This window comes from Pseudomonas fortuita (genome assembly GCF_026898135.2).
GTDB lineage: Bacteria > Pseudomonadota > Gammaproteobacteria > Pseudomonadales > Pseudomonadaceae > Aquipseudomonas > Aquipseudomonas fortuita.
In genome coordinates this window covers 2,614,314-2,627,796 of record NZ_CP114035.2, presented here as the reverse complement: position 1 = coordinate 2,627,796, position 13,483 = coordinate 2,614,314, and the positions used below count along the sequence as shown (strand labels likewise).

16 protein-coding genes are annotated in these 13,483 nt (G+C 63.7%); 8 read left to right on the top strand and 8 right to left on the bottom strand.

Annotated features, from left to right (window positions below; translation table 11 throughout):
• Nucleotides 1-4: 4 nt before the first annotated feature.
• Nucleotides 5-433 (top strand): hypothetical protein, encoded by a 429-nt coding sequence (locus tag OZ911_RS12010; protein ID WP_016486328.1) that lies wholly within the window; start codon nucleotides 5-7, stop codon nucleotides 431-433.
• Nucleotides 434-530: 97 nt separating this feature from the next.
• Here the strand turns inward: OZ911_RS12010 and OZ911_RS12005 are convergent, their stop codons facing one another.
• Nucleotides 531-761, bottom strand: coding sequence for a metallothionein (locus OZ911_RS12005; RefSeq protein WP_016486327.1), 231 nt, complete (start codon nucleotides 759-761; stop codon nucleotides 531-533).
• On the bottom strand, nucleotides 758-1,219 hold the full coding sequence (locus tag OZ911_RS12000; RefSeq protein WP_054888251.1) for a hypothetical protein: 462 nt from the start codon (nucleotides 1,217-1,219) through the stop codon (nucleotides 758-760). The genes OZ911_RS12005 and OZ911_RS12000 overlap by 4 nt, the downstream gene beginning before the upstream one ends.
• A gap of 154 nt (nucleotides 1,220-1,373) precedes the next feature.
• On the opposite strand from OZ911_RS12000, the gene ligD reads away from it, so the two are divergent.
• From ligD to OZ911_RS11975, 5 genes are read left to right on the top strand one after another with little or no spacing between them, the layout of a single operon-like run.
• Nucleotides 1,374-3,839, top strand: coding sequence for a DNA ligase D (gene ligD / locus OZ911_RS11995; protein WP_054888250.1), 2,466 nt, complete (start codon nucleotides 1,374-1,376; stop codon nucleotides 3,837-3,839).
• Nucleotides 3,836-4,861 (top strand): acyl-CoA dehydrogenase family protein, encoded by a 1,026-nt coding sequence (locus OZ911_RS11990; RefSeq protein WP_024717784.1) that lies wholly within the window; start codon nucleotides 3,836-3,838, stop codon nucleotides 4,859-4,861. Before ligD ends, OZ911_RS11990 begins: the two co-directional genes overlap by 4 nt.
• Nucleotides 4,858-5,628 (top strand): PIG-L deacetylase family protein, encoded by a 771-nt coding sequence (locus tag OZ911_RS11985; RefSeq protein ID WP_016486323.1) that lies wholly within the window; start codon nucleotides 4,858-4,860, stop codon nucleotides 5,626-5,628. Before OZ911_RS11990 ends, OZ911_RS11985 begins: the two co-directional genes overlap by 4 nt.
• Nucleotides 5,625-6,224: a class I SAM-dependent methyltransferase gene (locus OZ911_RS11980; RefSeq protein ID WP_054888249.1), complete on the top strand. Its 600-nt coding sequence runs from the start codon at nucleotides 5,625-5,627 to the stop codon at nucleotides 6,222-6,224. Before OZ911_RS11985 ends, OZ911_RS11980 begins: the two co-directional genes overlap by 4 nt.
• Nucleotides 6,221-6,883: a glycosyltransferase family 2 protein gene (locus OZ911_RS11975; protein ID WP_016486321.1), complete on the top strand. Its 663-nt coding sequence runs from the start codon at nucleotides 6,221-6,223 to the stop codon at nucleotides 6,881-6,883. The genes OZ911_RS11980 and OZ911_RS11975 overlap by 4 nt, the downstream gene beginning before the upstream one ends.
• A gap of 1 nt (nucleotide 6,884) precedes the next feature.
• Here the strand turns inward: OZ911_RS11975 and ku are convergent, their stop codons facing one another.
• From ku to OZ911_RS11945, 6 genes are all read right to left on the bottom strand, one after another.
• Nucleotides 6,885-7,721 carry a non-homologous end joining protein Ku gene (gene ku, locus OZ911_RS11970; protein ID WP_268968657.1) on the bottom strand — a complete coding sequence of 279 codons (837 nt, stop codon included), beginning with the start codon at nucleotides 7,719-7,721 and terminating at the stop codon, nucleotides 6,885-6,887.
• Between the two features lie 9 nt (nucleotides 7,722-7,730).
• Nucleotides 7,731-7,868, bottom strand: coding sequence for a PSPA7_2676 family Cys-rich small protein (locus tag OZ911_RS11965; RefSeq protein WP_016486319.1), 138 nt, complete (start codon nucleotides 7,866-7,868; stop codon nucleotides 7,731-7,733).
• A gap of 99 nt (nucleotides 7,869-7,967) precedes the next feature.
• On the bottom strand, nucleotides 7,968-9,074 hold the full coding sequence (locus tag OZ911_RS11960; RefSeq protein ID WP_016486318.1) for a carboxylate-amine ligase: 1,107 nt from the start codon (nucleotides 9,072-9,074) through the stop codon (nucleotides 7,968-7,970).
• A 7-nt stretch (nucleotides 9,075-9,081) separates the two neighbouring features.
• Nucleotides 9,082-10,035: a methyltransferase gene (locus OZ911_RS11955; protein WP_016486317.1), complete on the bottom strand. Its 954-nt coding sequence runs from the start codon at nucleotides 10,033-10,035 to the stop codon at nucleotides 9,082-9,084.
• Nucleotides 10,035-11,360, bottom strand: coding sequence for an iron-containing redox enzyme family protein (locus tag OZ911_RS11950; RefSeq protein ID WP_016486316.1), 1,326 nt, complete (start codon nucleotides 11,358-11,360; stop codon nucleotides 10,035-10,037). The genes OZ911_RS11955 and OZ911_RS11950 overlap by 1 nt, the downstream gene beginning before the upstream one ends.
• A gap of 14 nt (nucleotides 11,361-11,374) precedes the next feature.
• Nucleotides 11,375-11,560 (bottom strand): hypothetical protein, encoded by a 186-nt coding sequence (locus tag OZ911_RS11945; RefSeq protein ID WP_268968656.1) that lies wholly within the window; start codon nucleotides 11,558-11,560, stop codon nucleotides 11,375-11,377.
• Between the two features lie 214 nt (nucleotides 11,561-11,774).
• Between OZ911_RS11945 and OZ911_RS11940 the strand changes: the two genes are divergently transcribed.
• Together OZ911_RS11940 and OZ911_RS11935 are read left to right on the top strand one after the other, a co-directional pair.
• Entirely contained in the window at nucleotides 11,775-12,275 is a 501-nt protein-coding gene (locus OZ911_RS11940) for a DUF4142 domain-containing protein (protein ID WP_016486314.1), read from the top strand.
• Between the two features lie 72 nt (nucleotides 12,276-12,347).
• The gene (locus OZ911_RS11935) at nucleotides 12,348-13,445 is read left to right on the top strand and encodes a mechanosensitive ion channel family protein (protein WP_016486313.1); all 1,098 of its coding nucleotides are present in this window, start codon (nucleotides 12,348-12,350) and stop codon (nucleotides 13,443-13,445) included.
• Nucleotides 13,446-13,483 lie beyond the last annotated feature (38 nt).

The following is a 13,483-nucleotide window of genomic DNA, read 5'->3' as shown; positions in this document are numbered from 1 at the left end:
TATCATGCGATTCGCTCTGTACATGGCAATGCTGGGCACCCTGAGCAGCGGGCAGGTGCTGGCCGAAGGTTGCGACGTGGTCACCCGCTCATCCAGCGAGGCGGTCAAACCGGTGCAGCAACACACCTGTTACAGCTACGGCAACATGCCCGCTGAGGCGATTGCCTGGTCGTGCAGCAACGAAAGCAAGGAAATGTTGAACAGCCAGAAGCGTCGGGTGGAGCGTTGCCCCGACGGCAGCGTTGGCAGCTGCATCGCGCCTCTGACGCAGGAGACGCTGGCCAACCCCGATGCCGCTGGGCGTGATGAGCCTGCCACCCGCCCTGCACTACCCAAGGATGCGCGGATCATCACCTACTACTACGACACCCCTGGCTTGGGCCAGGCACGTAGCGATTGCGAACGCAACAACGGTGTCTGGCAGACCCATTGAGGGCGTAACTCAAACCAGATGCGTGACGGGTGAGTTTCCACATGATCTGAACAACGTCCTGTCGCTCTCCCGTCTCACATCTGTCAGCCACTGGGCCTCATGGCGAAATCGGATCGCTCGCCGGGAATGTTTCATCCAGTGCATTATCGACATTGGATTCTTTCGACTCAGCCAACTCACCACACTTGCAGTCGCTCATACGACAGGGCTCGCCGTTGCGATGGCCCTTCGCACAGGCTTCGCAGCAATAGGCCTTGCCATCCTGGACCACAGCATTGGCATCCACTGTGCAAGAACAATGGGTGCAGGAACAGCGTTGCTCGTTCATCTCGGCTCTCTCCCTTCGTCATCGGGTACCACGTCATCGGTCCACAGCTCGCCGTCCAGCGGCGCGGAGCGAGCCAGTTCGGCCTCGTCCAGGCCGAACCCACCACCGATCTCGTGGGCCTGCACCTGGCGCAAGGTCTTGTCCGCCGGGCCGCCGCTGCCAGGCTCATCCGGATCGCGGGCACCGGTCTCATCGAGCAGCGTATCGGGGCTCAGGTCATCGAGGGTGACATTGTCCTCGTGCAGGCTGTCGCTCAGCGCCTCGCCGCCGGTCATCCCGCTTTCGGCGACACGCCGGGGCGGATAATCCTCGGCGATCTCCCGCGCCGGTCGCTCGTCGCCGACACGCCCCTGGCGTTCATCGCGGCGTTCGCTGAAATCCAGCTCGTGGACGCTGCCCATGCGGTCCTCGGTGTCGTCGATCTCAATGGGCGGTCTTGGGTCATCGGGTGTGGACATGAACGTTCTCCGTCTGTGGGCTTCACTCGGTCGACCCTCCCCAGCGGCAAATGATTCAGAGTTTCTGCCAGCCCCCACCCCTCGCATTTTTTGAACTCCTCGCGCCACCGCCGCCTCCCAATCCTGAGACCCGCGAACCCTTCCGGAGCCCGTCATGGCCAAACCCCTACAGGAGTACCAGCGCAAGCGCGACTTCAATGCCACGCCCGAGCCGGCTGGTAAACGCGCCCGCCCCCGCTCGGCCCATGCGCTGCAGTACTGCATCCAGAAGCACGATGCCAGCCACCTGCATTACGATTTTCGCCTGGAGCTCGACGGCACCCTCAAGAGCTGGGCCATCCCCAAGGGCCCCTCACTGGATCCCAAGGTCCGGCGCCTGGCAGTGCATGTAGAGGATCATCCGCTGGATTACGCCAACTTCGAAGGAAGCATCCCTGAAGGCCACTACGGCGCCGGCGATGTCATTGTCTGGGACCGGGGTGTGTGGGAGCCCGAGGGCGACCCGCGCGAAGCCTATGCAAAGGGCAAGCTGCGCTTTCGCCTGCAGGGCGAGAAACTGTCAGGGGTCTGGAACCTGTTCCGCACTCACCTGGCCGGCAAGAAAGAGCAGTGGATGCTGGTCAAGTCCCATGATGGGCAGGCACGCAGTGAAACGGACTACAGCATTGTCGAGGCCCTGCCGGACAGCGTGCTGAGCGAGCGCACCCTGCCCCCGCGCAGCCCGGCCAAGGCGACCACCACCAGGCACAAGCGAGCCGGCCGCAAAGCCCTGCCGGATATACTCCAGCCGCAACTGGCCACGTTGGTCGATTCCCCGCCAAGCGGCGATTGGCGCTACGAAGTCAAGTTCGACGGCTACCGCATCCTGGCGCGTATCGACGGTGACGACATACGCCTGTTTACCCGTAATGGCCACGACTGGAGTGCGAAGATGCCCCGGCAGGTCGAGGCGCTCAAGGCCCTGGGCCTCGACTCGGCATGGCTGGACGGCGAGATGGTAGTGGTCGACGACAACGGCGTGGCCGACTTCCAGGCTTTGCAGAACGCCTTCGACACCGAGCATGACGAGCGCATCACCTACTACCTGTTCGACCTGCCCTGGCTGGGCGGTGAGGACCTGCGAGCACTGACGCTGCAACAGCGCCGTGCAACCCTCGCCCGGTTGCTGGAAGGCCATGCATCGCAGGTACTCAGGTATTCCGCCGATTTTGAGGAGCCCGTCGAGTCACTGCTCGACAGCGCCTGCCGACTGGAACTCGAAGGCTTGATCGGTAAACGTGCCGACAGCCCTTACGTTGGCCGGCGCAGTAGCGACTGGGTCAAGCTCAAGTGCAAGCAGCGCCAGGAATTCGTGATCGTCGGCTACACCGACCCCAAGGGCAGCCGCAACGGCTTCGGCGCCCTGCTGCTGGCCTTGCACGACCACGACAGCGGCCAGCTGCGTTACGCCGGCAAGGTCGGCACGGGCTTCAGCGCGGCCACCCTGGACAGCATTCACGCCCGCCTCAAGCCGTTGCAAACCGACAGATCCCCCTTGCCGAAACCACCTACCGGTGCCGAAGCCCGCGGCGTGCATTGGCTCAGGCCACAGCTGCTGGCAGAGGTCGCCTATGCCCAGATGACCCGCGAAGGCATCGTGCGTCACTCGGTGTTCCACGGCCTGCGTGACGATAAACCTGCCACCGCCATCGACCTGGAGCGAGCAATGCCCACCAAGCGCGCAGCACAGACAGAACCCGAGAACCTGGGCACCCTGCGCCTGACCCACCCCGACCGCGTGGTCGACGCAACCACGGGCACCACCAAGCGCGAGGTCGCCCAGTACTACGCTCAGGTCGCCGACTGGCTGCTGCCCCAGCTCAAGGACCGACCTGTAGCCCTCGTCCGCGCCCCGGATGGTCTGAGCGGCGAACTGTTCTTTCAGAAAAACGCCGGCCAGCTGCATATTCCCAAGGTGCTCAGCTACAACAAGGCCCAGGCCGGCCAGGCGGCCATGGTGCTCAACGGCGCCGAAAGCCTGCTGGGCGCGGTGCAGATGAACACGCTTGAACTGCACACCTGGAATGCCACCACCAAGGATTTCGATAAACCCGACCGCTTTGTCCTCGACCTGGACCCTGACCCGGCGCTGCCGTGGAAAGCCATGCTCGAGGCCACCCAGCTGACCCTTACCCTGCTCGACGAACTGGGCCTGAAGGTGTTTCTCAAGACCAGCGGCGGCAAGGGCATGCACCTCGTCGTACCCTTGACCCGACGCGCTGGCTGGGACGAGGTGAAGGACTTCAGCCATGCCCTGGTCAATCACATGGCCGGGCTGTTCCCTGATCGTCTCAGCGCCGTGTCCGGGCCGAAGAACCGGGTCGGGCGGATCTTTATCGACTACCTGCGTAACGGCAAGGGTGCCACCACCGTCGCCGCCTACTCGCTGCGGGCCCGCGAGGGCCTGCCGGTGTCGGTGCCGATCTGGCGTGAGGAACTGAGCCAGCTCAAGGGTGCCAACCAGTGGAACATCGGCAACCTTCACACGCGGCTTGCACAGGTCGAAGACCCGTGGGCCGAAATGGGCAAGACACGCCAGTCGATCACGTTGCGTATGCGCAAGCAGTTGGGAATTGCATGATGGAACTGACCCACTTCGATTCGTTGTTACACCGTTTTGCTCACCGTTCGCAGGCCATCGAACGCGACGCTTCGCTAATAGAACTGATGCAGGCCTTGCAGGGCGACCGGCTCGACGTACTCCCGTTGCCCGGCCAGGGCTGCACGCTCGAACGCTGGCGCGTCCTGGCGCGGGTCGCCGGTTACGATCTAAGCCTGGCCAAACTCTATGAAGGCCATACCGACGCCTTGGCAATCCTCGCCGAATGCGGCGCCGCCCAGCATGCCTTCAACGGCATTTGGGGCGTGTGGGCCGCCGAGCCGCCAGATGCCCGGGCATACATTGTCGAGCGGGACGGTGAACGCGTGCGCCTGCAAGGCCGCAAGGCTTGGTGTTCGGGCGCGTTGCAGGTCGACCGTGCCCTGCTGACGGCCTGGGAAGACGACCAGCCTCAGTTGGTGGCCATCGAATTGCCTCATCCCAGCCAGCGCATCTTGGCCGAACATTGGCAGGCCGTAGGCATGGCCGCCACCCGCAGCGTTGTGATCGAATTCGACGACTCGCCAGGGCTGGCCATCGGTTCGCCCGGCCAGTACCTGTCCCGTCCTGGCTTCTGGCAAGGCGGCGCGGGTATCGCCGCTTGCTGGTATGGCGCCGCCGAGGCACTGGCCGGGTACCTTCACGAACAGTGCCGCAAACCCCGGCGCGACCCGCATGCCGATGCGCATCTGGGCGCAGTCGATGCAGCCTTGTACGGTGCCCGTGCCGCCCTTCGCGAATGCGCCACCTGGATCGACCTTCACCCTCAGGATGACGCCAGCTTCGAGGTGCGGCGCACCCGCGCCCAGGTCGAGCAGGCGGTCGAGCAGGTCATTCAGCATGCCGGCCGGGCGCTCGGTGCCACGCCGTTCTGTTGCAGCAGCCATTTCGCCCGGCTCAGTGCCGACCTGCCGGTATACATACGCCAGAGCCACGCCGAACGCGACCTGGCCGAGTTGGGCCGGCAACTGACCGGCCTGCCGGCGGGAGCATGGCAACTATGAGCCAGAACTTGATACAGGCCGCGCAAGGCACACCGTGGAGCGCCTGGCAGCATTCTGCTCAGTTGGCCCGCGCCAGCTGGACGCTGCCCGAGCAGTTGTGCCCACCCGGGAGGCGCCTGGTGCTGCTGGCTCCGCACCCGGACGACGAAATCCTCATGGCCGGCGGGCTGCTGGCCAGCTTCCAGGGACGAGAACAGGACGTGCTGCTTCTTTCTGCCACCAATGGCGAGGGCAGCCACCCGCATTCCTCACAATGGCCAGAGCGCCGCCTGCGCCATCAGCGCCCACTGGAAAGCCGCCATGCCCTGCAACTGCTTGGGCTGGACCTCAACCGCCTCGACTGGCGACGACTCAACCTCAAGGATGGCGCGCTGCCCCACGATGAAGCCTTTTTGGTCAACCACCTGAACCAGTTGCTCAAACCTGGCGACCTGCTGCTGACCACGTGGCGCGGCGACGGCCATTGCGACCACGAAGCAGCAGGTCGCGCCTGTGCCCAGGCGGCCCAGACCAGGCGTGTACAACTCGCTGAGGCCCCAGTCTGGGCCTGGCACTGGGCAAGCCCCGACGACCCGCGCCTGCCCTGGCCCCGCGCACACCGCGTGCAACTGTGCGATGAGCACCTGGCGCTCAAGCGCCAAGCCCTCGCTGCACATGCCAGCCAGTTGCAGCCTGATGGTGATCGCCCACCGGTTGTGCCGGAACAGCTGCAGGCTTGCCTGTTGCAACCATTCGAGCTGCTCTTTCTGTCAACGGAGGCAACATGAGCCTGGACGCACAGTACTTCGCCGACTTGTACGCCGGCAACGATGACCCCTGGGCCTTTCGTACCCGCTGGTACGAACGGCGCAAGCGCGAGCTGACCCTGGCCAGCCTGCCGCGCCAATGCTACGAGCGCGTATTCGAGCCGGCCTGCGCCAACGGCGAGCTGAGCGTTCTGCTGGCCGAGCGCTGCGCCAGCCTGTCGTGCCAGGACATCGACGCGACCGCTGTGGCCTTGGCCCGTCAACGGCTTGCAGGCGTGAGCCACGCCCATGTCGAACAGGGCCACCTGCCGGGCGACTGGCCGGGCGGTCAGTTTGACCTGATCGTGTTCAGTGAGATCGGCTACTACCTGGACCCCACCGACTGGTTGCAGGTGATCGAGCAGTCGGTGGCCAGCCTGGCGTATGACGGTGGTTTGCTGGCCTGCCACTGGCGCCATCCCATCGCCGGCTGCCCGCAGGATGGCCGCGAGGTGCATGCCCTGCTGGCCCGGCATCTGCCACTTTACCCAGTGCTGCGCCACGAAGAGGCGGATTTCCTGCTCGAATACTGGTCGTGTCAGCCCAGCGTCGTGGACCTTGACGAGATCTGCCCATGATCGCCGTCATCATCCCCGCGCACAACGAAGCGCGCCGGTTGGGGCGCTGCCTGACTGCGGTCAAACAGGCCGTGGCACACGCCGAGGGGGCTGGGCTGGCGGTGGAGGTGCTGGTGGTGCTCGATCGCTGTGTCGACGCCAGCGCGCGCATCGCCCGCCGCCACGGCGTGCATACCCTGGAACTGGAGGCCGGCAACGTCGGCATCGCCCGGCGCCTGGGGGCGGCGTGGATGATCGAGCGCGGTGCCCAGTGGCTGGCCTTCACCGACGCCGACAGTCGCGTGCCCAGGCATTGGCTGGTGTCACAGCTGCAATGGCACGCGGACGCGGTGTGCGGCACGGTGCACATCGAACGCTGGCAGCCTTGGCAGAACGCAGCGTTACGCCAGTTGTACCGCAGCCGTTATCAGGCCCGTGAAGGGCATCGGCATATCCATGGCGCCAACCTCGGCGTATGCGCCAAGGCCTACGAGCGCGTGGGCGGCTTCCAGCCATTGCCGGCGCATGAAGATGTGCAACTGGTGCTGGCCCTGGAAGCCAGCGGCGCACAGATCGTCTGGACCGCAGCGCACAGCGTGGCCACCAGCAGCCGGGTGGACAGCCGTGCGCGCGAGGGCTTTGGGGACTATCTCAAGGGGCTGGGGGGACCGCTTGCGTAACTCATGAAGCCTTGCGCGGTCGCTTGGCCGCCGGCTTCTTCGCTTTGGTCTTGCCGCCGAGGCTGCGTTTAAGCAGCTCGGTGAGGTCGATGATGTCGGCGCCCTTCTCAGCCGTCGCGCCCTCGCCTTTGTCCACGGTTTCGATCTTGCCTTTGCTGGCTTTCTCCTCCACCAGGTCGAGGATGGTCTGGCGAAACGCATCATGGTACTCATCGGGCGTCCATTGCCCGCTCATGTCCTCCACCAGGCGCCTGGCCATGTCCAGCTCACGCTTGTCGACCTTAGTCTCGGTCACGCTCTTGTCCAGTTCCAGCGTATCCAGCCCGCGCACCTCCTCCGGCCAGCGCAGGGTGATCAAGACCAGTGCATCTTCCAGCGGGCGCAGCAGGGCCAGGTGCTGGCGGGTGTGCAGCACCACGGTGGCCAAGGCCACCTTACCGGTGCTGTGCAGGGTCTCGCGCAGCAAGGCATAGACCTTGCCACCACGACGATTGGGGCTCAGGTAGTAGGGGGTGTCAAACTGTTGCAGCGGAATGTCGCCGGCGTCGACGAACGAGAAGATGTCGATGGTCTGGGTCGCCTCGGGCCTGGCCTTGCGGATTTCTTCCTCGCTGATCACCACGTAGCGGCCCTTTTCGTACTCCACCCCTTTGACGATGTGCTCCTTGTCGATGTCCTTGCCGGTCACCTTGTTCACCCGCTTGTAGCCAACCGGCTCCATACTGCGCTTGTCCAGCCAGTCGAAGTCCACTCGCTCACTGCGCACGGCGGTATTCAGCGAGACGGGGATGTGCACCAAGCCAAAGCTGATCGCGCCTTTCCAGATTGCCCTCGCCATGGTCGGTTCCTATGCATCGAAAGATTGGCCGGGATGGCTGTAGCGCAACGCGCCACAGCGTTCGCAACACTGGCAGTGAAGGCCGGCGACTTCACTCACCAACAGGCTGCGCCATTGGCAGCCTCGCAGCAGGCAGACGAATTTCATCAGCCACCTCCCTGGCCCGAGAAATACAGGCCCTTACTGTGACTGACTGCGCGGCGCCGAGAAGGTTTATCCGGATTTGCCGGGCAGCCATCAGGCCACCTACCGGAAGTCACTCATCACTTGCCCGTACACTGCGCGCATCGCCTGACGGTTATCCAGGCCCTGTTCACGGGCCAGTACGAAGGCTTGGCGCTGGCGATCGGCGCTGCTGCCCTCGCGCAGGATGTGCCGCGCTTGGATGAATGAACGCTCGGCATCGGCGGTGTCAGCCGGGCACTGCTGCTGCAACTGCATCAGCCAGCCCTCGGCGCTGACCGGCTGTTGCGCGTGGACACCGATGAAGGTGGCCAGGCGGCCCTGACGCAGGGCGCGCCAGTAGTTTTCCTGGGTGACCCAGCGCATCTCGCGGCTGGCGGGGTCATCGTGGCGGGCCAGCGCCTGCTCGACCAGGTGGCGAAACAGGCCGGCAACGGCCAGGGCATCCTCCAGCCGCGGGCAGCCATCGCAGATACGCAGCTCGACCGTCGGAAACCGCCGCGAGGGCCTGATCGCCCACCAGAAGTCACCGTCCTCGGCCAGGCTACCGGTACGTTGCAGCAATGCCCGGTAGCGCTGGTAGGCACTCCAGTCCGGCAACGGCTCTGGCAGCCCCATGTGCGGCCATTCCCCGCACACTGCGCGGCGATAGCTCATGTAGCCGGTATCCTCACCGCCCCAATACGCAGACGAAGTACTGAGCGCCAACAACAAGGGCAGCCAGTACAGCACCCGATTGATCACCCGCATCCGATCAATGCCCACCGGTACGCCGACGTGCACGTGCAGGCCATTCAACAGGCTGCGCCGGGCCACCAGCTGGTAATCGTCGAACAACTGGCGATAGTGCGGGGAGCCACGTGGGCGCTGACGCAGCCACTGGGCGCTGGGGTGGCTCGCCGCGCCGTACAGCCCCGCTCCCTCGTTGGCCAGCGCCTGGGCCAGGCACTGTCGCCGCTCGCCAAAGAACTCACGCGCCTGGTGCAACGTGTCGAAAACCGGCGAAGCGATCTCTATCTGGCTATGGAACATTTCTTCGGCGAACCACGGGCCCAACGCGTCCCGACAACAGCGGGCCACGGCTGCTGACGGAGCCGCCATGACCTGCCCGGTGGCCAGCTTCACCAGCAGGTATTCTTCCTCGATGCCAAACGTGCACTGCCGCGCCACGACGCTATCAGCCGCGACGGGTGACGGTCAGGGCCACGGCGGCAATGCGCTCGACCTGCTCGTAACCGGGTTCAAGCAATTGCTCACCGAATACGTCTGGGTCCAGCTCACGATAGAACCAACTGAACGCAGGCCCTGCCAGGCGTAACCGCACGGCTTCGAGCAGCGCGTCGCGCCCCTCGACGATGGCGACACCGGTGTACAGCAGCAACGTGCCCCCGGGCGACAGGCGCTCCCGGGCTTGGTCGACGATGCGCAGCGACAGCTCGGCACCCAGTGCGCCGCCGCCGTGGCGGTAGGCGCGCTGTCCGGCGTCAAGCATGTACGGCGGGTTGGCGACGATCAGGTCGAACGTACCTGCGATGTCATTGAGCAGGTCACTGTGCTCGACCGAGACATTGGCCACACCGGCCAAGGCGGCATTGATGGCGGTGTAGCGCAATGCCATAGGGTTGATGTCCACTGCGCAAACCTGAGCGTGTTGGGCGGCGCGAGCGATCACCAACGCCCCTACACCGCTGCCACAGCCGATGTCTACGGCATGCTGCACGCGCTCGGGCGTGCTGCTCAAATGATCGTGTATCAGCTGGGCGAAACGGTAGCTGTCGGGGCCAAAGAACACCGCGTCGCGGCTGTCCGTTGGCCAGGCAGCATGTACCAGCAACAGATCGTCCAGGCTGGACCAGCGCACAGTGCTGCGCCACAGCGCACCTTGGGCCTCCAGCACGCCAGCGAGGCGCAGCTGCGCCAGTTCATCGGGGCTGAGCAGTGACGCGGCGAACGGCCTACTCCAGCCGAACACATCACGCAGGGTACGCGCCTGCTGCGCATCGGCCCGGGCATTGACCCTGGCCTGGGTCGCCGGCGTCACGCAAGTGAAACGATAGCCGTCGGCACGCAGGCGACGCCCCAACTGCAACAAGGCCTCATCGGCACGGATCTGGTCTTGGTCGAGCAGCATCAGTAGAGCCCTCCTTGCATCAAGCCGGTGGCCTGAATGAACGCGCGGGTGGCCTGCAGGCCCTGGGGGGTAGCATGCCGATTGCCAGCCATCGCTTCGATCAGCGCAGCCATGTCTGCAGCCGGTGGCGCAAGGGGTGTTTCATCTGCCAACTGCAAGGCGTGCTCCCACTGCCCTGGCAGCACCCGACGGATTTCTGCGCCTTGCCAGTCTCCGGCGATCCAGTCATGCCAAAGCTGCTTTTCATAAGCATCGAACACACCGAACATGGCCGCTACAGGGCCTTCTATCAGCGACCAGAAGCGGCTTTGTCGGGGATCGTTGTCGCGCTTGATCCAACCCTGAACCTGTAGCGCCTCCAGAAAATCAGGCATCGCGCCGGGTTCGGCAAGCCACTGGTTGATGGTGCGTCCTTGCAGGCGACAACGGTCCGAATGCATGCACTGGCCATAGATGCGCTTGCGCTCCAGCGCGCCGAGCAATTCGGCCTGCAGGTCGAACGAGGCGATCAACGACGGCGTGTCGATCCCCAGGTCATTAAGACGGTAGCCATGCCTGACACGCTCGTAGAACGCGGGTTTCTCGTCCCGCACCAGCTCGGTGAAGCTCTCTACGGCGCGGCGCGCATGGCCGCTGGCGGCATTATCGATGGTCACATGCAACTGGAAGTAATGGGCGTCGATACCCAGCTCGGCCAGCTCGTGGGTGGTGATCAGCAGATGCAAAGGGGGCTGTTCGTAACCCAGGTTGTAACCGATCACTTCTGGAAGAAAACGCTCGCAGTGCTGGCCGAGCGCCAGTTGCAACGCGCCCTGCAGGTAGCGAGCGGGGTCAAGCGATGGCTCCTGCAGGCAACCCAGGCGACTGAGCAAGCGCTGGTAGATCAACACGTGATTGCAGCGTGGGTCACCGTCTCCGAGTTCTTCGAGGAAGGTGCGGATCAGCCCATGGAAGCGCGGGTCCTGCCAATGCCATAGGGCTCCGTGTAGCCAGGCGCCGTCGACCGCTTTGGTCGGCGCGACTTGCTGCAGAAACCACAAGGCATGGGCCCGATTGGCAAAAAAACGACGGGGGCCGCCCTGACGCCGTTGTTCCAGGTAGGCCGCATGCTCGCTGGCGACACGTCCCGCATGGTTATCGGCCCATTGCGGGAGTAGCCCAGGATCATCTGGCAGGTCGTCGCAAAGCGCACGGGCCAGATGCAGTTGCTCTTCCAGCCAGGCCTCGGTGGTGGGCTCCGGGCCCTCAAGTAGCGCTCGATAGCGATGCTCCAGCCCTAAGTCGGCATTTTGAGGTCTTATACCTGCCTTTGTGGTTGCCACCATGCCCTGTACCTCACTCATTGATTCTGCGCTTTGGTCTCAGCTGGAGGGTTAATTACAGGGTCACTGGGTTGCTGCATCTGCAGTGACGGTTTGCTTGGGTCGGCATCCTTCGCTGGATGATCACTGTCGCGGTCGAAGCAACCTCCGAGCAGCGAGAAACTGGCAGTCAACAGCAACATGGCGAACAGGTTGTTTTTCATGATGGTTACTCGTTTTTGTGAAGACCTAAACCAACGAGTCTCACCGTCCCCCTGAATTCGTTCTGATTACGACATAGCGGATGAGCGGTGCCCGGACACGCAGATTGCGCTGCCACGGCGGCCCTGTTTTCAAGAAAAACTAAACCTTCACCCACACCTGCGGTTCAACCGAGTGCGACATTGAGGTCGCGCCAACAGAACGAAGGAGTGAGACATGAACACACCATTGTTGAAAATCGCCGGCGTTACCCTGTTGATGGGCCTGGCTTCGCTGCAGGTACAGGCAGCGTCTTCGGACGATTTCGTCGATGCGGCCACTGAAGCCGGTATCGCCGAAGTGGTCACCGGCAACCTGGCGCAGGAAAAGAGCCAGAGCGCAGACATCAAGCAATTCGCCCAGCAAATGGTCACAGACCATACCAAAGCCAACCAGGAACTCGGTGACATCGCCCGCAAGCTGGACATCAGCGTGCCCGACGAAGCGGCGCTGACCGACAAGGTGAAGAAGATGATCCTCGAATGGCGCGACGAGTCGTTCGACCGGTCATACGTCAATAACCAGGTCGACGCGCACGAAAAGGCCGTGGAACTGTTCAAGAAAGAGGCCGCCTCCTCCGACAAGCCGGAGCTGAAGGCCTTCGCCAGCGACAAGCTGCCAACGCTGCAACACCATCTGGAACAGGCCAAGGCGCTGCAAGCCACTCACGGCAAGTAACCCACACGTCACCACGTAATCCCAGGGGCCGCCCTGCGGCCCTGCCTTGAGCCATCTGGAGGTGGGCTCCCCATGAATGATCGAATCATCGAACTGTTCACCGACACCACATTCTTCGGCATTTCCATCCTCAACCTGCTGGTAGCGCTGTGCGTTGCTGTGCTGACGTTCGTGATTGCCAGAGCTGTCATCGGCCTGTTGATGCGCCGGGTGCAGCGCTGGTCCGAACATGACGGGGCAATGAGTCAGGTGCTGGCCAAGGTACTGGCCGGCACCAGCAACAGCCTGCTGCTGCTCGCTTCGCTGCTGGTCGGCTTGAGCATGCTGGACCTGCCCGAGCGCTGGCTGGGCCGGGTCAGTAGCTTGTGGTTCGTGGTCGCTGCCCTGCAGATCGGCCTCTGGGTCAATCGCGCCATCGCGCTGGGCCTCACCCGCTACTTCAGCCGGCACAGCGCCGACGGCCTATACCAAGGCAGTGCGCTGGCCACGCTTTCGGCCTGGGGCGCGCGCGTGCTGTTGTGGTCGGTGGTGTTGCTGGCCATGCTGTCCAATCTGGGCGTCAATGTCACCGCCTTCGTGGCCAGCCTGGGTGTGGGCGGCATTGCCGTCGCCCTGGCCGTGCAGAACATCCTGGGTGACCTGTTCGCCTCATTGTCGATCGCCGTCGACAAACCGTTCGAAGTCGGTGATTTCATCGTCATCGGTCCGCTGGCGGGCACGGTGGAGCACGTGGGGCTTAAGACCACACGCATCCGCAGCCTGGGTGGCGAGCAGATCGTCATGGCCAATGCCAGCATGATCAGCAGCACGATCCAGAACTACAAACGCTTGCAGGAGCGACGCATCGTGTTCGAGTTCGGCTTGTCGTACGACACGCCCACTGATGCGGTAAAACAGGCGCCCGCCATCGTCGAAGAGGCGATCACAGCCCAACAGCAGGTGCGTTTTGATCGCGCCCATTTGCGCGGCTTTGGCAAAGAGGCACTGGAGTTCGAATGCGTCTATATCGTGAGAGACCCTGGCTACAACCTCTACATGGATATTCAGCAGGCGATCAATTTCCACCTGCTCGAGCGCTTCAACAGGATCGGAGCCAAGTTTGCCGTACCGGTACGTGCCATCAAGGTGACCGCACTGCCACAATCCCTCGAGCAGCCCCAGGCCCTTTGACCGACAGCGGCACTTTGGCCAGCATGGGCAGTCCTACT

Excerpts from the sequence above, each read along its gene's own strand:
- OZ911_RS11935 (WP_016486313.1), top strand. The coding sequence starts at position 12,348 with ATGAATGATCGAATCATCGAACTGTTCACCGACACCACATTCTTCGGC.
- OZ911_RS11965 (WP_016486319.1), bottom strand. The coding sequence starts at position 7,868 with ATGAAATTCGTCTGCCTGCTGCGAGGCTGCCAATGGCGCAGCCTGTTG.
- OZ911_RS12000 (WP_054888251.1), bottom strand. The coding sequence starts at position 1,219 with ATGTCCACACCCGATGACCCAAGACCGCCCATTGAGATCGACGACACC.
- ligD (WP_054888250.1), top strand. The coding sequence starts at position 1,374 with ATGGCCAAACCCCTACAGGAGTACCAGCGCAAGCGCGACTTCAATGCC.
- OZ911_RS11980 (WP_054888249.1), top strand. The coding sequence starts at position 5,625 with ATGAGCCTGGACGCACAGTACTTCGCCGACTTGTACGCCGGCAACGAT.
- ku (WP_268968657.1), bottom strand. The coding sequence starts at position 7,721 with ATGGCGAGGGCAATCTGGAAAGGCGCGATCAGCTTTGGCTTGGTGCAC.
- OZ911_RS11950 (WP_016486316.1), bottom strand. The coding sequence starts at position 11,360 with ATGGTGGCAACCACAAAGGCAGGTATAAGACCTCAAAATGCCGACTTA.
- OZ911_RS11975 (WP_016486321.1), top strand. The coding sequence starts at position 6,221 with ATGATCGCCGTCATCATCCCCGCGCACAACGAAGCGCGCCGGTTGGGG.
- OZ911_RS11940 (WP_016486314.1), top strand. The coding sequence starts at position 11,775 with ATGAACACACCATTGTTGAAAATCGCCGGCGTTACCCTGTTGATGGGC.
- OZ911_RS12005 (WP_016486327.1), bottom strand. The coding sequence starts at position 761 with ATGAACGAGCAACGCTGTTCCTGCACCCATTGTTCTTGCACAGTGGAT.
- OZ911_RS11955 (WP_016486317.1), bottom strand. The coding sequence starts at position 10,035 with ATGCTGCTCGACCAAGACCAGATCCGTGCCGATGAGGCCTTGTTGCAG.
- OZ911_RS11945 (WP_268968656.1), bottom strand. The coding sequence starts at position 11,560 with ATGAAAAACAACCTGTTCGCCATGTTGCTGTTGACTGCCAGTTTCTCG.
- OZ911_RS12010 (WP_016486328.1), top strand. The coding sequence starts at position 5 with ATGCGATTCGCTCTGTACATGGCAATGCTGGGCACCCTGAGCAGCGGG.
- OZ911_RS11990 (WP_024717784.1), top strand. The coding sequence starts at position 3,836 with ATGATGGAACTGACCCACTTCGATTCGTTGTTACACCGTTTTGCTCAC.
- OZ911_RS11985 (WP_016486323.1), top strand. The coding sequence starts at position 4,858 with ATGAGCCAGAACTTGATACAGGCCGCGCAAGGCACACCGTGGAGCGCC.